Here is a 19,810-nt window from a genome sequence, read left to right on the forward strand (position 1 = left end):
TTATATGGTTAATTCATTTTCAGACTGAAGTTCAATTCCTCTTTTAAATACCTGGGCAATGATAAAGATAATTCCTCCGAAAAACAGATATTCAGATCCGGAACCTATAAATTCATACAGATTGGTAATGGGAGAAATCCCGGTTGTTACAGAGTCTTTATCAAAAAAATAAGACTCGGCAATAAGGGAAATAAGACCTATTGAAAGGGCTGCATAGCTAATTTTAGTAATCATTATTCTGATATCCTCACTAAAAGGTGCTGCGAGATTGAGCTTCAGGAAAATTTTCACCACAAAATAGGTAAGGTAGGCTTTGTAGCAGGCAAGGAAAATAATAGTGGTCATTATCTGATAATACAGCTGTGAATTAGATTGATACAGATTGTAGAAACTAATGCCTTTATAGAGCTTTTTTGCTGCTTCGGGATTAACTACAGTGATAATGTATGAACAGGTTAATGCTCCTGCGGTAATACATGCTCCGATAAAAACGATCCATGAAATAACATTCATGATCGAAAGAACTCGTTTAGTGTTGGTTTCCATTGTTTTCATATTTAAGAAAAATTTATGAAAACAAATATCGGTAAATATTTATTGAAAAACAATAAATATTTTTCTTTTTTCAATTAATTATATTTTTGAATTCAACATAATGTGAGAAACACTGTAAAAAAAGCTTTGATTTGAAATTTTTAATTGTATCTTGCATACGTTTATATTTGGAATCAATATTTGTTCATTAATTTATGTTGTTTTTCTTTTATATACCCAAATTTTTATTAATTTTTTAATTTTATTTAAAATGAACATTTTTGTTTCAAACATCAATTACGCAACTAAAGAATATGAGTTGCATGATCTATTTGCAGAATTCGGTGACGTATCATCAGCTAAAATCGTTACTGACAGAGAAACTGGCCGTTCAAGAGGTTTTGGTTTCATCGAAATGGGTGATGAAGAAGGAAAGCAGGCAATTGAGGCTCTTAATCAGAAAGAATTCAACGGAAAAACTTTGAACGTATCTGAGGCTAAGCCAAGAGAAGAAAAGCCAAGAAGAAGCTTCGACAACAACAGAGGCGGAGGTTACGGAAATAACAACAACAGAGGCGGAGGCTATGGTAACAACAACCGTGGCGGAGGCGGAAATCGTTGGTAAAAATATAAGCGGCTTTTTTAAGCCGCTTTTTTTATGTCTGTTTTTAAATGGTTGGATTTAGCTCGGTCAAAAAACTAACTGATTGTCAACACTCCTTCCGCGAACCTACATTATATAGAGAGATTAATCTTTTTTCTTCTTTTTCTTCTTCTCTTTACTATCCTTGCTTTTCTCTTTTTCCTTTCCTTTCTTCCCTTTTTTAGGATTGAGTACTTCTTCAGCAATTTCAAATTTAGGTTCTTCAGCTTTGGCTGGCTTTATTTCTATTTTAAGGTCAAAATAACCCTTCAGGTCATTTTGTGAGATTAAATTTTCGTTAAATAAAAACTCAAGAATTTCCTTTCCGGAATCATTGAAAAAATGATGAGCAAGTTCTTTCAGTAAAAATTTCCTGTATTCTTCCATAGGAACAATCACGGAATATTTGAATATTCTGCCTTCTTTTTCTGTAGTAAGATACCCTTTTTCAACAAGTATTTTTAAATAAGTAGAAGCCGTATTTTGATGAGGTTTAGGCTCAGGATGCTGCTCCATAACGTCTTTCAGGTAAAAAGATTCCAGCTTCCAAAACAGTTTCATAAAGTTCTCTTCCGCAGACGTAAGATGATTAATTTTCATAGATGTTCTTAATGTTGAAATTGTATATCGCAATAAAGATAAACAAAAGATACCAGAAATGCTATTCCGGCCCCCATAAATACTTCTTTTATTGTATGTCTTTTTAATATAATTCTTGTAATTCCTACCAGTGTGGCGATGCCCAGCCAGACAAGGCCCATCTTCCAGTCTAGTGTAAAAAATAAGGCAGCCACAAATATATTGAAAGAAGTATGCATGGAACTTTTAATGAAAAAATTACTGATCTGCATGGTGATGAGAAGGATCAGAATAAACAGCATAACCAGATCGATGTATCCATTCCTTATATAGTGAAAAATAAGATAACTCATTAGACAGCCTGCTACAAATATATATAAAGTTTTCCTTTGTACACGGTCAGATACATCCATATTGGTGTATCTTCCTGTTTTTACATTCCAGATCAGCCAGATAATGACAGGAATAATAGTCATTAAAAGAATAGGAACAAAATAAAACAGAGAATCTTTAAGTGAATATTCTCTTACACTCATATAAAGGTAGAAAATAAACAGAGAAACTAAAGGGTTGAAAAAATCAGAGATGACTTTTGAAATTTTATGTACCAATGACGGCTGTTTTTCTTCCATGTTTAAGTTTAAAATTCAAATATAACACTATAAGCAAAAAAACAATTAGTATGTATACGATAAAAACAAAGTTTTTTTTATAATTTTGCTCAAATATTTCATCATAAATAAGCAAGAGCTATCACATGAAAGAATTTTCTAAAGAGGTATACCTGAAGTGGTATGAAGATATGACTATGTGGAGAAGGTTTGAAGACAAATGCCGTTCTCTTTATCTAAAACAAAAGATCAGAGGTTTTTTACATTTGTATAACGGCCAGGAAGCTATTCCTGCCGGCTTCACGCATGCAATGGATTTAACGAAGGACAGTATGATTACAGCTTACAGATGTCACATCCATCCAATGGCGATGGGCGTAGATCCTAAGAGAATCATGGCTGAACTTTGCGGTAAAGCTACCGGAACATCAGGAGGTATGGGTGGTTCTATGCACATTTTCAGCAAAGAGCACCGTTTCTACGGAGGTCATGGTATTGTAGGTGGACAGATTCCTTTGGGAGCAGGTATTGCTTTTGCAGATAAATATTTTGACAGAAAAGCGGTGAATATCTGTTTCTTCGGAGATGGTGCTGCCAGACAGGGGTCTTTACATGAAACATTTAATATGGCAATGAACTGGAAGCTTCCTGTAGTATTTGTTGTAGAGAACAACCAATATGCAATGGGAACTTCTGTAAAAAGAACAGCCAACCACGAAGATATTTATAAACTGGGTCTTGGATATGAAATGCCTTGTCTTGCAGTAGATGCAATGGATCCTGAAAAAGTGGCTGAAGCTGCTTATGAAGCGATAGAAAGAGCAAGAAGAGGAGACGGACCTACATTCATTGAAGCAAGAACATACCGTTACAGAGGACACTCTATGTCTGATGCTGAACCTTACCGTTCTAAAGAAGAAGTAGCGGTTCATAAGAATGATGATCCTATCGAACTGGTAAAACAGAGAATTTTGGCTAACGGATGGGCTACAGAAGAAGAGTTGGAGACTATGGATAACAAGTCAAGAGATTTTGTTGAAGAATGTATCGAATTTATGGAAAATTCTCCATATCCGGATGCTGAAAAAATCTATGAGTATGTGTATGCTCAGGAAGATTATCCATTCTTAGATAAATTAGAAAATTAATAAATAAAAATTAATTTGAAATTTGAAGTTTGAAATTTCCGAATTCTCAAATCTCAAATCTCGAATCTCAAATCAATATAGATTATGGCAGAAGTAATTACGATGCCCCGCCTTTCCGACACTATGACGGAAGGTAAAGTGGCGAAATGGCATAAAAAAGTAGGTGATAAGGTAAAAGAAGGAGATATTTTAGCTGAAATTGAAACAGATAAAGCTGTTCAGGATTTCGAATCTGAAGTAGAAGGAACTCTTTTATACATAGGAGTAGAAGAAGGCGGTGCAGCTGCTGTAGACTCTGTTTTGGCTATTATCGGAAATGAAGGAGAAGATATTTCAGGATTAACGGGAGGAACAGCTACTCCCAGTGCTGGCTCCGAAGAAAAAAAATCAGAAGAGCCTAAAACAGAAACTCCTGCATCTGCTGAGCAGACTGTAGCAGAAGTTCCGGCTGGGGTAGAAGTGATTACTATGCCAAGACTGTCTGATACAATGACAGAAGGTAAAGTAGCTAAGTGGCATAAAAATGTAGGCGATACTGTAAAAGAAGGTGATCTTCTTGCGGAAATCGAAACTGATAAAGCAGTACAGGATTTTGAATCCGAATTCAACGGAATATTATTGAAGCAAGGTGTAGAAGAAGGCGGAGCAGCTCCGGTTGATTCCGTTTTAGCAATTATCGGTCCTGCAGGAACAGATGTTTCAGGTGTAGGAGCTCCAAAAGCAGCTTCCCAATCATCAGAAAAACCTGCCGAACAAAAAACTGAAGCTAAAGCTGAGGAAAAAGCAGCTCCGGCTGTAAGTTCATCCTCTTCTGACAGGGTAGCAATTTCTCCTTTAGCTAAGAAAATGGCTCAGGATAAAGGAGTGGACATCCACGATATCCAGGGTTCAGGAGAAAACGGAAGAATCGTTAAAAAAGATGTTGAAAATTATCAGCCTGCTGCGAAAACAGCTGCGTCAGCTCCGGCTGCAAGTGCTGCTGCTCAGGTTGCTGTAAGCTTTGTTCAGGGTGAAGATACGGAGACACCAAACTCACAGGTAAGAAGCATTATTGCAAAACGTCTTGCTGAAAGTAAGTTCTCTGCACCTCACTACTATCTGATGGTAGAGATCAATATGGATAAAGCTATTGAGGCGAGAAAAGAGATCAACTCTATTCCTGATACCAAAATTTCTTTCAATGATATGATTATTAAGGCAACTGCAATTGCTTTAAGAAAACATCCGCAGGTAAATTCAAGCTGGGCAGGAGACAAGATCATCCACAGAGGAAATATCAATATCGGTGTAGCTGTAGCTATTCCGGACGGATTAGTGGTTCCTGTATTGAAGAATACAGATCAGATGAACTACACTCAGATCTCTGCAGCAGTAAAAGATATGGCTTCAAGAGCGAAAAGCAAAGGTCTTAAAGCAAATGAAATGGAAGGTTCCACATTCTCTATTTCCAACTTAGGAATGTTCGGAATTGAAACATTTACAAGCATCATCAACCAACCGAACTCTGCAATCCTTTCAGTAGGAGCAATCATTGAAAAACCGATTGTTAAAGACGGTCAGATTGTTGTAGGAAACACCATGAAGCTTTCATTGGCATGTGACCACAGAGTAGTGGACGGTGCTACCGGTGCTCAATTCTTACAGACATTAAGAACATATTTAGAAAGCCCATTAACTTTGTTACTGTAATTTTCTAAACTGAAAATAGTGAAGCCTCCCAATCCGGGAGGCTTTTTTTTATAGTTGCTAAATGATATTTTATTTCCATGTTATTTGAGGAATACTTATTATATTTAGTTATTGAAAAAACAAAAATGAAAAAGTTCATCCTTATTGCATCTCTCCTTCTCAATATGGTTTTATTGGCTCAGGAAATTAAAGTAGGCCAGGTCATTCCTAGTTTTACGATTAAAAGTGAAGAAGGAATGATAAGATCATCTGATCTGAAAGGGAAAGTTGTTCTGATCAATTTTTTTGCAACATGGTGCAAACCCTGTATGCTTGAGCTTCCTCATTTACAGACAGAGATTTGGGAAAAATATAAGAATGATAAAAGGTTCTCCTTACTTATCATTGGACGTGAGCATTCTCAAAGTGAAATAGCAGAATTTAAGGCAAAAAAAGGGTTTCAGCTGCCTATTTATCCGGATGAAGACAGATCTGCTTATTCTCTTTTTGCCAAAGAATATATTCCCAGAAACTATATCATGGATAAAGACGGGAAAGTGGTGTTTAGTTCTGTTGGCTTTAATGAAGCAGAATTTAAAGAAATGATAAAGAAGGTTGATGAATTATTAAGATAATATTCACTTCAATCTCATCAAAAATAAATTAGAATGTTTGCTTTGAAACATTTCGTATATTTATGTTTATTCACTATTTTTGAATCATGATTAGAGCAAGGAATATCCATAAATCATATGGGAATTTAGAAGTACTGAAAGGAGTTGATATCCACATTAAAACAGGTGAAGTGGTGTCTATCGTTGGAGAATCAGGAGCAGGAAAATCTACACTTTTGCAGATTCTTGGAACACTGGATCTTCCAACCAATTCCAATAAATACAATACAGAAATTTCTATTGCAGGAGAATCTTTCATTAATATGAATGATAAGCAGCTTTCTAAATTCAGAAATCAGAACATTGGTTTTGTATTTCAGTTTCACCAGCTTCTTCCGGAATTTACCGCATTAGAAAATGTTCTGCTTCCAACAAAAATAGGAGGAGCAAATGAGAAAGAAGCCCTTGAAAAAGCATACGCCTTATTTGAAGATCTTAGGATAGAGCAAAGGCTTCATCACAAGCCTAATCAGTTATCAGGAGGAGAAGCACAGAGGGTTGCTGTTGCCAGAGCTTTGATCAATTCACCGAAGATTATTTTTGCCGATGAGCCTACCGGAAATCTGGATTCAAAGAATGCCGATGATCTTCACCGGTTATTTTTTGACCTTAGAGATAAATACAACCAGACTTTTGTGATTGTCACCCATAACCCGGGTCTTGCTGAAATTACAGACCGGAAATTGGTGATGAAAGACGGTATGATCATAGAATAAACCTGCTTTTGATAATGAAAAAATTGATATTCCTATTTCTTTTTATCATTTCCTGTGCTAAATTTGAGTCGCAGGGAACTCCCGTTTCCGGAGGTATTCCGAAAGAAAAGATTCTGGAAATTAAAAGTTTTCTGAAGGGCAAAAATTACAATCAGGATATCGCGGTTTTTATCAACTTTAAAACCTATTCAGGACAATACCGTTATTTTGTGTATGACCTGAAAAACAATAAAATACTACAGAAAGCAATCGTTTCTCACGGTTCCGGTTCTGTAGTACGGAATTCAGAGGCTTTAGTATTCAGTAATACGGAAGGATCCTATCAATCTTCCCTTGGAAAATATGAAATTCTGCAGAGCTATAACGGAAAATTCGGTAAAGCTTACAGGATGAACGGTCTCGATGCTTCCAACAGCAGAGCTATGGAACGGGCAATTGTATTACACTCACTGGGATGTGTTCCGGATAAAGAATCATCATCTCCGGCCTGTTTAAGCTTAGGCTGTCCCATGCTCTCGGTAAATGCTTTCAATGAGACTGCAAAATACCTTGATCAATCTAAATATCCGGTTATTTTATACGCTTTCTATTAACAATCTATAACTCATCATTTATACCCTAAAAAAATGCCCATAAAACTTCTTGCCGAAGATGACAGACCCAGAGAGAAATTTTTGCTGAAAGGCCGAAATTCACTTTCTGATTCTGAATTACTGGCTATTATTATGGGAAGCGGAAGTAAAGATGAAACGGCTGTAGAACTGGCAAGAAAGATTCTTTCTTCAGTAAACAACAGCTGGCATCAGCTAAGTCAGCTTTCTACCAAAGAATTGATGAAGTTCAAAGGGATAGGAGAGGCTAAAGCCATTTCTATTATCGCAGCCCTAGAGATCGGGAGAAGAAGAGCTGTTCAGGATATTCCGGAAAGAGCCGTGGTTGTAAATAGTAATGATGCCTATCTTTTATTAAAAAATCAGCTGTCAGATCTGAGAACCGAAGAGTTTTGGGGAATATTTCTTAACCAGAGCAACAAAGTCATTCATATTGCCCAGCTGACTCAAGGAGGCATAAGCCAGTCTATCGTAGATGTAAGAATATTATTCAAGACCGCTCTGGATCATTTTTCAACAGGGATTATTATCGCGCACAATCATCCTTCAGGAAGCCTGAAGCCCAGCAAAGAAGACTTACATATTACACAAAAAATAAAAGAGGCTGGGAAAATACTGAGCATCCAGCTTTTAGACCACATTATTATTACGCAGAACTCATACTTTAGTTTCTCAGATGATGGATTATTATGATTAGAAGAGTGAAATATAACGAGATTGATTTCGTAAAATATACAAAATGCCTGGAAAATTCTGAACAGAGAAACTGGTATGCCCGAAAGGAAATTTTAGATCAGCTTTCAGGCAGTTGGCATGTCCTGGTTTATGGAGATTATGAAGCGGTAATGCCTGTTCATATAGATCGAAAAGTAGGAATTAATTTCGTTAATATGCCACTTTTCTGTCAGCAGCTTGGGGTTTTTTCAAAAGCTGATGATTCAGGAATCAATGATCTGTTTTTACAGTTTTTAAAAAAGAAATATATTCTTTTTCTCTATTCATTTAATCAGCATAATACATTTTCATCGGAGCCGGAAAAAAGAAAAAATTACATTATTCCCATTTCTGACTATGTCCTGTTAAGAAGAAAAAAATACTTTAAAGGAAGAAAATCTACCGCTAAAATGGCTCAGCACCTTCATTATAAGGAAATCGAGCTTAATGACCAGAGCATTCTTTTTTTTCGCAGTAATTTAAAAGGACTTTCCAAAGAATCGGATTGGCAGAAACTTAAAAATTATCTGTTCTTTCTTTCCGAAAATAATTCCCTTAAGCTCTGCGGGGCATTTTTTAATGATATATTAATCAGCCTGGCTGTTTTAGTTTCAGACAAAGAACAGTTTTCTTTGCTAAGTTTGGTCAATGATGAAAAATATAAAAATGAAAATGGGGCTTCTTTTGTAATCGACAGAATTCTGAATCTGTATATTCATGAAAAATCATTCAATTTCATGGGAAGCAATATCCGGGGAATTCAGGTTTTTTTCAAAAGTTTTGGAGCAGAACTTCATGAATATGGTGTTATTGAAAATAAATTTCTTAAAAGGTTTTATTAAACAATTTTGAACGCAGGACGTTACTCAGACCTATAAGCCTGTTTCTGCTCGTTAAATTTTTTCAGTAGAGATAATTTTTTTAACTCATTGAAAATTAAATGTATATATTTTCTTGTTTAAGAGGGTATCCGAATTTATTATTTCATAGCTTAATCCTCACAAATTTGTGATTTTTTTCTCTTACAAAGTTTTTGTAAGGTAAATAGTTGTATATTCATGGTGTAAAAAAGCTAAATAAACCATAAAACTTAAATTTAATCATCATGAAAAAAACATTCATTTTGGCGGCTATTGCTATGGCTGCATTCTCAAATGCCCAATCAACATGGAATCTATTAGGAAATTTAGGAACCTCTCCGGGTAAAGAATATATCGGAACAAGAGATGAGCAGGATCTGGTTATAAAAACAATGAGTACTGAGCGGATGAGAATTCATGCGAAAGGAAGCATAGGAATCAATACAGCTCCTGATCCTAACTACATTTTTAAGGCAATGGGCAGGTCCCAATTCATTTCCACCACCACTTCTGATACATTTCAGGTACTGAATCACGGTGCCAATGTTGGGAATGGCTCTTCTTTGGTGTGGCTGTCGTACAAGGAATATCAGCCCAATAATCCAGGGATTTTTGATGTCTCAGGAATAACAAGCCTTAACGGTCCTTTTGAAAGTATCTTATCATTGAAAGCAAACGGTAAAATGGTTTTAGGACCTTCAAGTCTTACTTTCAACTGTTCTGACTGTAACGATTACAGATTATTTGTGAAAAACGGAATCAGAACTGAAAAAATAAAGGTTGACATTGCAGCAGACAACGGCTGGGCAGATTATGTCTTCGAAAAAGACTATAAACTGATGCCATTGAATGAATTGGATAAGTTCATCAGTGAAAACGGCCACCTTCCGGAGGTACCTACTACAGAAGAAGCTATCAAAAACGGGGTGGAGCTGAAAGAAATGAATATTCTCCTGCTTAAAAAAGTAGAAGAATTAACACTATATATGATTCAGCAGAGTAAAGAGATCAAGGAATTAAAAAATAAAATACAGCAATATGAAAAATAAAGTATTAATTGCTGCATTTTCTTTATGGTCCGCCTTATCTTTTGCTCAAAATAAAGCCTACTATATAGAAATTGCAAACAACGATAATGTTCCCAAAATAAAAAGCAATGGTAAAAACCTGTTTTTAGAACATACCGACAGATCTGTTACACAAGTTTTATCGAAATATGAAATCTATAAATTTGAAAAAGCTTTTCCCCTGGCAGTTACCCCATTTCTGCAGAGAATATATCTGCTGGAGGTTAATAAAAGTGAAGTTTTCGAGGATTTAAAGCAATTCAGTAGATATTTTCCTCTGATAGAAGAAACCCGTAAACCGGAAATTTTATATACCCCGAATGATTATCATTATCCCATTGGAAGCTCAGCTCCCCGCAAAAGTCTTGATCTCATCAATATAACAAATGCCTGGGATTACACTCATGGAGATCCTAATATTAAAATAGGAATATGTGATACCCCTATCAGGCTTACCCACGAAGACCTTGTAGGAAAAGTAACCAGCCTGGATACTTATACCTATCCGGATTCTCATGGAACAGCAGTAGCAAGCCACGCTGCGGCAAATACCGATAATGGTAAGGGAATCCCTGGAACCGGGTTTAACTCTACTGTACTTTATAAAATGAACAATAGTGTTAACGGATTATTGGAATTATCAAAAAAAGGAGCAAGAGTAGTTAATGCCAGCTGGCATAACGGATATTGTGCACCAAGTACTATTGAACAAAGCGTTATTGATGAAATATATGCTAATGGAACAGTAGTTATTGCAGCGGCAGGAAATTCATCTACCTGTGGAGGTCCTTTCACTTATGTATATCCTGCAAGTTACAATCATGTGATCAGTGTTTCTACCGTGGGACATGAAGATGTAGGCTTTACTTACAACAATATTCCGATGATCTGGAAAGATCGAGTAGAACATAACATCGGAGATCCTGCAACCATTAACAGAGTGAACGATAAAGTGGATGTGTATGCTTCAGGATATAATGTTCTGGGAGCAACTGCAGAAAGTGACACTTCTTATGGAGGCGCGTGGGGAACTTCTTTATCAGCCCCGCAGGTATCAGGTGTTGTGGCCTTATTATTTTCAGCTAATAATTGTTTGAATGCAGATGAAGTAGAGTCTATTCTGAAATTAGGAGCATCCGATCTTGATACCATTCCGGAGAACCTTCCATACGTCGGAAGAATGGGAGCGGGTAGAATTGATGCGGGAAAATCTACTAAACTGGCCTGGCAGATGAATCCGGTAAACGGCGGTGAGATGCTGGTTTCAGGAAGAGATTTTAACCGATATAGTTTTGAGCTGATTAATTCTCCTCAGAAAGTAAGAATAAAAGATCAGTCATTTGTAAACCAATCTGAAATTACCATTAAAGCAAAAGACTATATCCTTCTGGAAAATAATGTTGTATTGGCACCGGATCCTGGGAAATCAAATTACCTTTATATTGGCGATAATTCATGTTATACCTTCGCACCGGTGGCCACTAAAGCTTCTGAAACAGAACGAAACAGCAAATTATCAGATGTGCAGATCGCAGAAAGTAACCTTTTGGCTGTTGAAGTGTATCCTAATCCGTCATCAGGACTTATTTACTTTAAAAACCTGGAAAAGATCAGTGCTGGCGAAAAAATATCTGTAGCAGTTTATGATCTTTCGGGAAGACTGGTCATCAATAAACCGAATCTATCCGTATTAGGTATTGTACGTAACGGGTTTGATATAAGCGAATTAAAACAAGGCTCCTATTTGGTTGAACTGAGTTCAGGTAAAGAAAAAGTCAATAAGAAAATTATTAAAAAATAACTAAACAGACAGTCGGAGCTTTCCGGCTGTTTTTTTATTTCTCTTTCCCAATTCCTGAAGGTTATTTTCCTGTATAAGGTTTAAAAAATTTTTATTAACGGATATATGCAAAAAATCTTTAGAACCCGGAAAATAATTAGTAATTTTGCGGTCTAAAATTATGACTAGTTTTTCAGGATATTTACCTTATGCTTTTGCATTGATTATTGCAATTCCTTTTCTGGTTTTGCTGAGACAATTTGTACATACCTATATTACCCTTAAAAATCAGGAGATCAAACTTCTTTCCGTAAAATCGAATACAGAAAACAAAACCCATTCTTATGAAAGGATGACTCTCTTTCTGGAAAGAATGAAACCTTCCAATCTTATTCAGAAATTTGATAAAGATCTTGCGGTTCATGAATTTATTTTCCTTACTGAAAAAGCAATCAATGAAGAATTTGAATATAACTCTTCACAGCAGCTTTATCTGACAAAAAATTCATGGAAGAATATCGTGGATTCTAAGAATGCAGTGATTGATCTGCTTCATAAAACGTATGAAGGGTTGAAAGGAAATGCTGATCTGGATGAATTCAAGACCATTTTCATCATGAATTACATGGAAAGTGAAGATTATATTGCCGATACAATAGAAGATCTTCGAAGAGAAATTTTAATAATAACTTAAAAAATAACAGATAAATAATGATTCCAAATTTTAAAGCACATCCATGGCATGGAATTACTGCGGGAGAAGATGCGCCAAATGTTGTAAATGTATTTGTGGAAATCGTTCCTTCAGATACCATTAAATATGAAGTTGACAAAGAAACAGGATTTTTGAAGGTAGACAGGCCTCAGAAATTTTCCAATATTATCCCTGCTTTGTATGGTTTTGTTCCAAGAACATACTGCCATAATGAAGTAATGAAACTTGCTGTAGAAGCAGGAGCAGATGATGTAACCATGGGAGATCATGACCCTCTTGATATTTGTGTATTAAGTTCGCACAACATTCACTCCGGAGGAATATTAATGGAAGCTATTCCAATCGGTGGATTTAAAATGATCGATGGAGGAGAAGCAGATGACAAAATTGTTGCTGTAATGATCGGAGATCATGCTTTCGGACACTTCAGAGATATCTCTGAGCTTCCTGAAGCTGAAGTAAAAAGATTAATGCACTACTTCCTTACGTATAAAAATTTACCGGATGAGCCTGCAAAATGCAGAATCCATGAAATTTACGGAGCGGAGCACGCTAAAAAAGTGATCAAAGCTTCTCAAACAGATTATGCCAATAAATTTGGCGGATAATATTCGCTGATTTTTATCATAGAAAAAGGGTAAACGATTCTTCGTTTATCCTTTTTTATTGGCTGTTTACAGGGATCAGGTCCAACACTTTTCCAACGCCGTAACTTTAAACTGTTGGTTTTTTTTGATGTTTTAGTGATAATTATTTATTATATTTAATTTTCTATTATCAAAAAAATATTAAACTATGGATCTATTTGTGTTAGTGCCAATTTTTGGTGTTGTTGCGCTGTTGTATACTTTTTTGCAGAGCAATTGGGTAAGCAGACAGAATGCCGGAAATGAAAAAATGAAAATAATCAGTGGACATATCGCTGATGGTGCAATGGCTTTTCTAAAGGCCGAGTACAAGATTTTAACCTATTTCGTAGTAGTAGTGGCCATCCTTTTGGCTGTAATGGGTTCCAGTAACGCCAATTCTCACTGGAGCATCGGAGTTGCTTTTGCCGTAGGAGCTGTATTTTCAGCCCTGGCAGGATTCATTGGAATGAAGATCGCTACAAAAGCCAATGTAAGAACCGCAGAGGCAGCAAAAACATCCTTATCAAAAGCACTTAAAGTATCTTTTACCGGAGGTTCCGTAATGGGAATGGGTGTTGCCGGACTGGCTGTTTTGGGCTTGGGATCCTTATTTCTGATTATTAAACAGATCTTTGCTCCGGAAGCTACTGTGGATTCCCATGAAATGGAAAGAACCATTGAAATTCTCACCGGATTTTCTTTAGGAGCAGAATCTATTGCTCTTTTTGCCAGAGTGGGAGGCGGTATCTATACAAAAGCAGCAGACGTTGGCGCTGACCTGGTAGGAAAAGTAGAAGCTGGAATTCCAGAAGATGATCCAAGAAACCCGGCTACCATTGCAGATAATGTAGGAGATAACGTGGGAGACGTAGCAGGCATGGGAGCCGATTTATTTGGTTCTTATGTGGCAACTGTATTGGCAACCATGGTTTTAGGAAGAGAAACGATTTCCAATGATGCTTTCGGTGGATTTGCCCCGATTCTTCTGCCGATGCTTATTGCGGGAACAGGAATTATATTTTCTATGATAGGAACTTTATTCGTAAGAATTAATGATAATGAAGGCTCATCTACTTCCTCTGTTCAGAATGCCCTGAATCTGGGAAACTGGGGAAGTATCGTAATCACTGCCATATCATCCTATTTTTTGGTAAATTATACACTTCCAGAAACCATGACCCTCAGAGGGCATGAATTTACAAAAATGGGCGTTTTTGGAGCAATAATGGTAGGTCTGGTTGTGGGTACCCTAATGAGTATTATTACAGAATATTATACTGCCATGGGTAAAAGACCGGTTTCCAGTATTGTGAGACAGTCTTCCACAGGGCATGCAACCAATATTATTGGCGGCCTTTCTGTAGGAATGGAATCAACGCTGCTTCCGATTATTGTGCTTGCAGGAGGAATTTACGGATCTTACTTATGTGCCGGACTATACGGAGTAGCAATTGCTGCTGCCGGAATGATGGCTACAACAGCTATGCAGCTTGCAATTGATGCCTTCGGGCCAATTGCAGATAACGCCGGAGGTATTGCTGAAATGAGTGAGCTTCCGAAAGAAGTCCGTGAAAAAACAGATATTCTTGATGCGGTAGGAAATACAACTGCAGCTACAGGTAAAGGATTTGCAATTGCTTCTGCAGCATTAACAGCACTGGCCTTATTTGCTGCTTTCGTAGGAATTGCAGGAATTGATGGTATTGATATTTACAGAGCAGATGTTCTGGCCGGATTATTTGTAGGAGGAATGATTCCTTTTATATTTTCCTCTCTGGCTATTACAGCAGTAGGACAGGCAGCCATGGCTATGGTGGAAGAAGTGAGAAGACAGTTTCGTGAAATTCCGGGAATCCTGGAAGGAAAAGCACAGCCTGAATATGAAAAATGTGTCGCCATTTCTACCGATGCCTCTATCCGGAAAATGATGCTTCCGGGGGCGATTGCTATTGTATCTCCTTTGTTGATCGGGTTTATTTTCGGACCTGAAGTATTGGGAGGTTTCTTAGCAGGAGCTACCGTTTGCGGAGTTCTTATGGGAATGTTCCAGAATAATGCCGGCGGTGCCTGGGATAATGCTAAAAAATCTTTTGAAAAAGGCGTAGATATTAACGGTCAGACCTACTACAAAGGTTCAGAGCCACATAAAGCTTCTGTAACCGGAGATACCGTGGGAGATCCGTTTAAAGATACTTCCGGACCTTCTATGAACATTCTGATTAAGCTGATGTCCATCGTTTCACTGGTAATTGCTCCAACACTTGCAGTACTGCATAAAGATAAGATTGAAGCTAACAGAAAGGCTAAGCTGGAAAGTCTTATGGGAGCATCGCAGGCACATTCCACTACCGTGAGTGCTGTTCAGGAAGCTATTCCGGGAGAAGTGAAAGGGCATCTTAATGAAAACGGAGACTTTGTATATGAAACCGGAAATGTTCAGGAAATTAAGCTGAAAGGAGGAAAAACAATTGCTATTGGTGAAGGAAGTAAACTATATCAGCTGTATAATGCAGTAGATAAGAAAGATAAATCCATTTTAGATCCCAATATCTGGTATACTATTGAAAACCTTTATTTTGAAACCGGATCAAGCGACCTGAAAGCAGGGTCTGAAGCACAGCTGAATAATCTTGCTGAGATTCTGAATGCGTATCCGGATCTTAAGATCAAATTAGGTGGATATACAGACAATACCGGAAATGAAGAAAGCAATCTGAAATTATCTAATCTGAGAGCTCAGACGGCGAAACTTAAACTTCTGGAATTGGGAATTCCGTCAGATAGGGTAGAAGCAGATGGTTATGGTTCACAGCATCCCGTATGCGCGGCTAATGATACCGATGAATGTAAAGCTAAAAACAGAAGAATTGATGTAAGAGTTCTGGCTCTGTAGCCTTGAAACGATAAAATATATTAAAAGACACCGCATTTGTGGTGTCTTTTTTAGTTTTATAGCATTGAATTAAAAATCTGTTCAATCTGCAACAATTGCGAAAAAAAATATCCAGAAAGGTTTGTGCGAAATAAAAATTAAAGATTCCTTCTCAGGTACTCCATCGCCTGAATAATCACTTCATCCTTTTTAGCAAAACTAAATCGCACATAATCTGAGTTCTGTTTTGAATGATAAAATGCAGAGAGAGGCAAACAGGCTGTTTTCTTTTCAACAGTCAGCCATTTGGAGAACTCTACATCGGTCATTGTTTTGGAAATATTTCTGAAATTAACAATTTGGAAAACACTTCCCTCTGCTTTCTGCAGGGTTTCTAAAGGAGTGTTTTGAGCCATATCATAAAACAGATCTCTCTTTTTCTGCATCAATCTTTGGTTTTCAGACGGATCAAAGACTTCCAAGTATTTTGCCAGTGCATATTGTGCCGGAGCATTGGCACTATAAGAAATATACTGCTGATAGCACCTGAACTTTGAAGTCAGATCTTCGGATGCTGCCAAATAGCTTACTTTCCAGCCGGAGGTATGAAACATTTTTCCGAAAGAAAAAATACAGAACGTTCTGTTTTTAAGTTCCGGATGCAGCAAAGAACTGTAATGCTCGACACCATCATAACAATAAGTATCATAAATCTCTTCTGAAATCAGGTAAATTTCCTGATCTTTAATCAGCTCGTACAACTGCTGCCAGTCGTTTTGTTTCCATATTTTTCCGGTAGGGTTTTGGGGTGAATTAACGATGATTGCTTTTGTCTTTTTAGAAATACATTGTTGAAACTTTTCCCAGTCTATAGTAAAATTTTGGTCGAGATCATAATAGACAGGAATACCTCCGTTGATCACTACAGATGGACCATAGGTATAATAAGAAGGCTGTATAATGATGACTTCATCTTCCTGATTCAAAACGGATTTTAGTGCAGTATGTAAAGCAAAGGTTGCACACGGGATAATCGTGACTTCAGTTTCTTTAAGCTGAATACTGTTTTTTCGCCGCCCATTAAACTGTATGATATTTTTTATAAGAAACGGATTGCCTGCCAAAGGTTCATAATGATGACTGTCATAATCTGCGGCTTCTTTTAAAAATGTTGTCAGGCGCAGATCAATGTCAAAATCGGGAATTCCTAAAGAAAGATCAAAGCTGTTATGCCTGATGGCAAGATCAGACATTTCTGTGAAAAATGAATAATGAGTAAATCCGTAAATTTTTTCCATCTATTCTGTATTTAATTCAAATATAATGAAATTAGTATCATATTTTTATACAAAACAATGTTTTAATGTGATTTGCATTGTTAATTATGTTTTTTATTGGTTATATTTTAAATTTAACTTGTTTTAAACATAGATGAAAATAAGTTTTATGATCATAATTCCCTTAAATAAAGCCAAATTGTAAGCAGTATCGTTCCGGTTAAATAAAATTTGTTATTTTTAGACAAATAATTATTCTAATGAAAAAATTACTTATACCGTTATTTTCCGCTGCTGTACTGGTAAGCTGCGGAACTGCAAAAATAGCTGAAAGAGCACCGGATCAGTCTTCTTCTTCCGCTAAAGGTGATAAAGCTTTTCTTTCTGCATATAAGTTCATTAAAGCAGATGAGTTAAAGAAAAACTTATATGTGATTGCTTCTGATGAAATGGGAGGAAGAGATACAGGAAGCCCGGGGCAGAAAAAAGCGGGTGAGTATATGATCAACTATTATAAAAGTCTAGGAATATCATATCCGAAAGCACTTGGGTCCTATTATCAAAAGGTTCCGGCTGAATTTATGAAAAAAAGAGGCGGTGGAAATCTTCCGGATTCAGAAAATATCCTTGCATTTATTGAAGGAAGTGAAAAACCTGAAGAAATTGTAGTGATTTCGGCACATTATGACCATGTAGGAACCAAGGACGGTGTGGTATATAACGGGGCTGATGATGACGGAAGCGGTACCGTAGCCGTGATGCAGATCGCCAAAGCTTTTCAGGAAGCTAAAAAAGCAGGAAAAGGACCTAAGAGATCTATTTTGTTTCTTCATGTAACAGGAGAAGAGCATGGCCTGTTCGGATCAGATTATTATACCAGCAATCCGGTGTTCCCGTTGGCGAATACCGTTGTAGATCTTAATATAGACATGATTGGGCGTGATGATCCGGATAACAGAGGAAAACAATATGTATACGTAATCGGTTCCGAAATGTTGAGCTCACAGCTTAAAGTGATTAATGAAGAAGCCAATACCAAAACCAATAATCTGGAACTGAACTATAAGTATGATGATCCGAATGATCCTCAGCAGCTGTATTACCGTTCAGATCATTATAACTTTGCTAAAAATAATGTCCCGGTAGCATTCTATTTCGACGGAATTCATGAAGATTACCACCGTCCTACAGATGATCCTGATAAAATCGACTATCCTTTGCTGGAAAAAAGAACCCAGCTTGTTTTTGCTACGGCCTGGGAAATAGCCAACAGAGCAGAAAGAATTGTTGTAGATAAAAAATAACTTTAGATTGAATTATAGAAATGCAGGATTTTATGCTCTGTATTTCTGTATTTATCAAAATACCATCACCTTACATGAAAGTAATAATCCGAGAAGCATTACCAGAGGATATTTTTCAGATTCAGAGAGTCAGAAACTCTGTAAAAGAGAATGTATTGTCAGATCCTGGATTAGTGACTGATCAGGATTGTGAAGAGTTTCTTTTTGAAAGAGGAAGGGGCTGGGTGGCAGAAATTGATTCTGAAATTACAGGATTTTCAATAGTTGATCTGAAAGAACATAATATCTGGGCACTTTTTGTTCATCCTGATTTTGAAGATCAGGGAATCGGAAGACAGCTTCATGATCAAATGATCGACTGGTATTTTAAACAAACCCAACATGATGTCTGGCTGGGAACAGCTCCCAATACCAGAGCAGAAACATTTTACCGAAAATCAGGCTGGAAAGAAAACGGAATGCACGGAAAAGGAGAAATCCGTTTTGAAATGGACTGGTCGACATGGAAAAACAGAAAATAATGAAACAGCAGGTAAAATCCATCCGCCCGTTTATTGGTGCCGAAAATTTTGAAATAAGCCGTCGTTTTTACAAAGATCTCGGATTTGAAGAATTCATTCTCGAACCTAAATTATCTCTGTTTAAAAAAGGAGAAACCGGTTTTTATCTTCAGGATTACTATGCGAAAGATTGGGTAGACAATACCATGATTTTCATGGAAGTGGAAGATACAGATAACTTCTATAAAGAGCTTTTGGCTCTGAATTTCACAGAAAAATATAAAGGAACCAGACTTACTCCGGTGAGAACGATGGAATGGGGAAAAGAATGCTTCGTACATGATCCGTCCGGGATTTTGTGGCATTTTGGTGAGTTTTTTTAAGTTAAGAATACTATGATTTACGCTTTTGATACCTACTATTATGAGGATCACGCCAATACAGTATGTATTGCATTTGAAGACTGGACTTCTGAAAAAGAATCTGAAATTTTTACCGAAAAAACAGAGATCAGCTCTGATTATGAAAGTGGAGCTTTTTACAAAAGAGAACTTCCGTGTATTATTAGCCTGCTAAAGAAAATAACCTTAAAAGAAGGAGATATAATCATTGTAGACGGCTATGTTACCTTAAATAACGATGGAAAGATAGGATTAGGAGGCTATCTTTATGATGCACTTGAACAGAAATATCCCATTATCGGAATCGCAAAAAATGAATTTGCGGCCCCGGATTCTTTACGAAAAAATATATTTCGCGGAGAAAGCAAAACTCCCTTATTTCTTACGGTGAAAGGTGCTGATTCTGATGAAATTCTTAAAAAAGTAGAACAGATGCATGGTCCATACAGAATTCCTACATTACTAAAAAAGCTAGACCAGTTTTCAAGGGCATAAAACAGGCTTTTT

Annotated in this window: 21 protein-coding genes; 17 read left to right on the plus strand and 4 right to left on the minus strand. The window is 36.8% G+C overall.

The features are described 5' to 3' along the window. Positions 1-555, minus strand: a complete 555-nt coding sequence (locus FW768_RS01980; RefSeq protein ID WP_153391899.1) for a DUF2975 domain-containing protein — start codon at positions 553-555, stop codon at positions 1-3. A 250-nt stretch (positions 556-805) separates the two neighbouring features. Here FW768_RS01980 and FW768_RS01985 point away from each other — a divergent pair, with 250 nt between their 5' ends. Then, positions 806-1,159, plus strand: a complete 354-nt coding sequence (locus FW768_RS01985) for an RNA recognition motif domain-containing protein (RefSeq protein WP_027375202.1) — start codon at positions 806-808, stop codon at positions 1,157-1,159. A gap of 123 nt (positions 1,160-1,282) precedes the next feature. Here the strand turns inward: FW768_RS01985 and FW768_RS01990 are convergent, their stop codons facing one another. Next, positions 1,283-1,777, minus strand: a complete 495-nt coding sequence (locus FW768_RS01990; RefSeq protein ID WP_153391901.1) for a BlaI/MecI/CopY family transcriptional regulator — start codon at positions 1,775-1,777, stop codon at positions 1,283-1,285. Positions 1,778-1,785: 8 nt separating this feature from the next. Next, entirely contained in the window at positions 1,786-2,388 is a 603-nt protein-coding gene (locus tag FW768_RS01995) for a phosphatase PAP2 family protein (protein WP_153391903.1), read from the minus strand. Between the two features lie 125 nt (positions 2,389-2,513). Here FW768_RS01995 and pdhA point away from each other — a divergent pair, with 125 nt between their 5' ends. The 12 genes from pdhA to FW768_RS02055 all read left to right on the plus strand — a co-directional run bounded on the left by pdhA (position 2,514) and on the right by FW768_RS02055 (position 15,842). Next, entirely contained in the window at positions 2,514-3,515 is a 1,002-nt protein-coding gene (gene pdhA, locus FW768_RS02000; RefSeq protein WP_153391905.1) for a pyruvate dehydrogenase (acetyl-transferring) E1 component subunit alpha, read from the plus strand. Between the two features lie 84 nt (positions 3,516-3,599). Continuing rightward, positions 3,600-5,204 (plus strand): pyruvate dehydrogenase complex dihydrolipoamide acetyltransferase, encoded by a 1,605-nt coding sequence (locus tag FW768_RS02005; protein ID WP_153391907.1) that lies wholly within the window; start codon positions 3,600-3,602, stop codon positions 5,202-5,204. Positions 5,205-5,329: 125 nt separating this feature from the next. Further along, the gene (locus FW768_RS02010; protein WP_153391909.1) at positions 5,330-5,818 is read left to right on the plus strand and encodes a TlpA family protein disulfide reductase; all 489 of its coding nucleotides are present in this window, start codon (positions 5,330-5,332) and stop codon (positions 5,816-5,818) included. A gap of 86 nt (positions 5,819-5,904) precedes the next feature. After that, positions 5,905-6,573, plus strand: a complete 669-nt coding sequence (locus FW768_RS02015) for an ABC transporter ATP-binding protein (RefSeq protein WP_153391911.1) — start codon at positions 5,905-5,907, stop codon at positions 6,571-6,573. Positions 6,574-6,587: 14 nt separating this feature from the next. Then, the gene (locus tag FW768_RS02020; RefSeq protein WP_231128613.1) at positions 6,588-7,166 is read left to right on the plus strand and encodes a murein L,D-transpeptidase catalytic domain-containing protein; all 579 of its coding nucleotides are present in this window, start codon (positions 6,588-6,590) and stop codon (positions 7,164-7,166) included. A gap of 33 nt (positions 7,167-7,199) precedes the next feature. Further along, entirely contained in the window at positions 7,200-7,877 is a 678-nt protein-coding gene (radC, locus tag FW768_RS02025) for a RadC family protein (protein WP_153391913.1), read from the plus strand. After that, the gene (locus FW768_RS02030; protein WP_153391915.1) at positions 7,874-8,740 is read left to right on the plus strand and encodes a hypothetical protein; all 867 of its coding nucleotides are present in this window, start codon (positions 7,874-7,876) and stop codon (positions 8,738-8,740) included. Before radC ends, FW768_RS02030 begins: the two co-directional genes overlap by 4 nt. Before the next feature lie 263 nt (positions 8,741-9,003). Next, positions 9,004-9,807, plus strand: a complete 804-nt coding sequence (locus FW768_RS02035) for a hypothetical protein (protein ID WP_153391917.1) — start codon at positions 9,004-9,006, stop codon at positions 9,805-9,807. After that, entirely contained in the window at positions 9,797-11,626 is a 1,830-nt protein-coding gene (locus FW768_RS02040) for a S8 family serine peptidase (RefSeq protein WP_153391919.1), read from the plus strand. Before FW768_RS02035 ends, FW768_RS02040 begins: the two co-directional genes overlap by 11 nt. Before the next feature lie 160 nt (positions 11,627-11,786). Then, positions 11,787-12,299 (plus strand): DUF7935 family protein, encoded by a 513-nt coding sequence (locus FW768_RS02045; RefSeq protein WP_153391921.1) that lies wholly within the window; start codon positions 11,787-11,789, stop codon positions 12,297-12,299. A 17-nt stretch (positions 12,300-12,316) separates the two neighbouring features. Then, on the plus strand, positions 12,317-12,928 hold the full coding sequence (locus FW768_RS02050) for an inorganic pyrophosphatase (protein WP_153391923.1): 612 nt from the start codon (positions 12,317-12,319) through the stop codon (positions 12,926-12,928). A gap of 187 nt (positions 12,929-13,115) precedes the next feature. Next, positions 13,116-15,842 (plus strand): sodium-translocating pyrophosphatase, encoded by a 2,727-nt coding sequence (locus tag FW768_RS02055; RefSeq protein ID WP_153391925.1) that lies wholly within the window; start codon positions 13,116-13,118, stop codon positions 15,840-15,842. A 137-nt stretch (positions 15,843-15,979) separates the two neighbouring features. Here FW768_RS02055 and FW768_RS02060 read toward each other — a convergent pair whose 3' ends face one another. Beyond that, complete coding sequence (locus FW768_RS02060; protein WP_153391927.1) at positions 15,980-17,119, minus strand: aminotransferase class I/II-fold pyridoxal phosphate-dependent enzyme; 1,140 nt, start codon at positions 17,117-17,119, stop codon at positions 15,980-15,982. Between the two features lie 239 nt (positions 17,120-17,358). Here FW768_RS02060 and FW768_RS02065 point away from each other — a divergent pair, with 239 nt between their 5' ends. The 4 genes from FW768_RS02065 (at position 17,359) to FW768_RS02080 (ending at position 19,798) form a co-directional block, all read left to right on the plus strand. Next, positions 17,359-18,402 (plus strand): M28 family metallopeptidase, encoded by a 1,044-nt coding sequence (locus FW768_RS02065; protein ID WP_153391929.1) that lies wholly within the window; start codon positions 17,359-17,361, stop codon positions 18,400-18,402. A gap of 74 nt (positions 18,403-18,476) precedes the next feature. Further along, positions 18,477-18,923, plus strand: coding sequence for a GNAT family N-acetyltransferase (locus FW768_RS02070; RefSeq protein ID WP_153391931.1), 447 nt, complete (start codon positions 18,477-18,479; stop codon positions 18,921-18,923). Beyond that, positions 18,923-19,285, plus strand: coding sequence for a VOC family protein (locus tag FW768_RS02075; RefSeq protein ID WP_153391933.1), 363 nt, complete (start codon positions 18,923-18,925; stop codon positions 19,283-19,285). The genes FW768_RS02070 and FW768_RS02075 overlap by 1 nt, the downstream gene beginning before the upstream one ends. A gap of 12 nt (positions 19,286-19,297) precedes the next feature. Continuing rightward, positions 19,298-19,798 carry an endonuclease V gene (locus FW768_RS02080; RefSeq protein ID WP_153391935.1) on the plus strand — a complete coding sequence of 167 codons (501 nt, stop codon included), beginning with the start codon at positions 19,298-19,300 and terminating at the stop codon, positions 19,796-19,798. The last annotated feature ends 12 nt before the right edge of the window (positions 19,799-19,810 follow it).

This window comes from Chryseobacterium vaccae (assembly GCF_009602705.1).
Lineage (GTDB): Bacteria > Bacteroidota > Bacteroidia > Flavobacteriales > Weeksellaceae > Chryseobacterium > Chryseobacterium vaccae.

Coding starts and splice junctions, on each gene's coding strand:
- FW768_RS01980 (WP_153391899.1), bottom strand. CDS start 555: ATGAAAACAATGGAAACCAACACTAAACGAGTTCTTTCGATCATGAAT.
- FW768_RS01985 (WP_027375202.1), top strand. CDS start 806: ATGAACATTTTTGTTTCAAACATCAATTACGCAACTAAAGAATATGAG.
- FW768_RS01990 (WP_153391901.1), bottom strand. CDS start 1,777: ATGAAAATTAATCATCTTACGTCTGCGGAAGAGAACTTTATGAAACTG.
- FW768_RS01995 (WP_153391903.1), bottom strand. CDS start 2,388: ATGGAAGAAAAACAGCCGTCATTGGTACATAAAATTTCAAAAGTCATC.
- pdhA (WP_153391905.1), top strand. CDS start 2,514: ATGAAAGAATTTTCTAAAGAGGTATACCTGAAGTGGTATGAAGATATG.
- FW768_RS02005 (WP_153391907.1), top strand. CDS start 3,600: ATGGCAGAAGTAATTACGATGCCCCGCCTTTCCGACACTATGACGGAA.
- FW768_RS02010 (WP_153391909.1), top strand. CDS start 5,330: ATGAAAAAGTTCATCCTTATTGCATCTCTCCTTCTCAATATGGTTTTA.
- FW768_RS02015 (WP_153391911.1), top strand. CDS start 5,905: ATGATTAGAGCAAGGAATATCCATAAATCATATGGGAATTTAGAAGTA.
- FW768_RS02020 (WP_231128613.1), top strand. CDS start 6,588: ATGAAAAAATTGATATTCCTATTTCTTTTTATCATTTCCTGTGCTAAA.
- radC (WP_153391913.1), top strand. CDS start 7,200: ATGCCCATAAAACTTCTTGCCGAAGATGACAGACCCAGAGAGAAATTT.
- FW768_RS02030 (WP_153391915.1), top strand. CDS start 7,874: ATGATTAGAAGAGTGAAATATAACGAGATTGATTTCGTAAAATATACA.
- FW768_RS02035 (WP_153391917.1), top strand. CDS start 9,004: ATGAAAAAAACATTCATTTTGGCGGCTATTGCTATGGCTGCATTCTCA.
- FW768_RS02040 (WP_153391919.1), top strand. CDS start 9,797: ATGAAAAATAAAGTATTAATTGCTGCATTTTCTTTATGGTCCGCCTTA.
- FW768_RS02045 (WP_153391921.1), top strand. CDS start 11,787: ATGACTAGTTTTTCAGGATATTTACCTTATGCTTTTGCATTGATTATT.
- FW768_RS02050 (WP_153391923.1), top strand. CDS start 12,317: ATGATTCCAAATTTTAAAGCACATCCATGGCATGGAATTACTGCGGGA.
- FW768_RS02055 (WP_153391925.1), top strand. CDS start 13,116: ATGGATCTATTTGTGTTAGTGCCAATTTTTGGTGTTGTTGCGCTGTTG.
- FW768_RS02060 (WP_153391927.1), bottom strand. CDS start 17,119: ATGGAAAAAATTTACGGATTTACTCATTATTCATTTTTCACAGAAATG.
- FW768_RS02065 (WP_153391929.1), top strand. CDS start 17,359: ATGAAAAAATTACTTATACCGTTATTTTCCGCTGCTGTACTGGTAAGC.
- FW768_RS02070 (WP_153391931.1), top strand. CDS start 18,477: ATGAAAGTAATAATCCGAGAAGCATTACCAGAGGATATTTTTCAGATT.
- FW768_RS02075 (WP_153391933.1), top strand. CDS start 18,923: ATGAAACAGCAGGTAAAATCCATCCGCCCGTTTATTGGTGCCGAAAAT.
- FW768_RS02080 (WP_153391935.1), top strand. CDS start 19,298: ATGATTTACGCTTTTGATACCTACTATTATGAGGATCACGCCAATACA.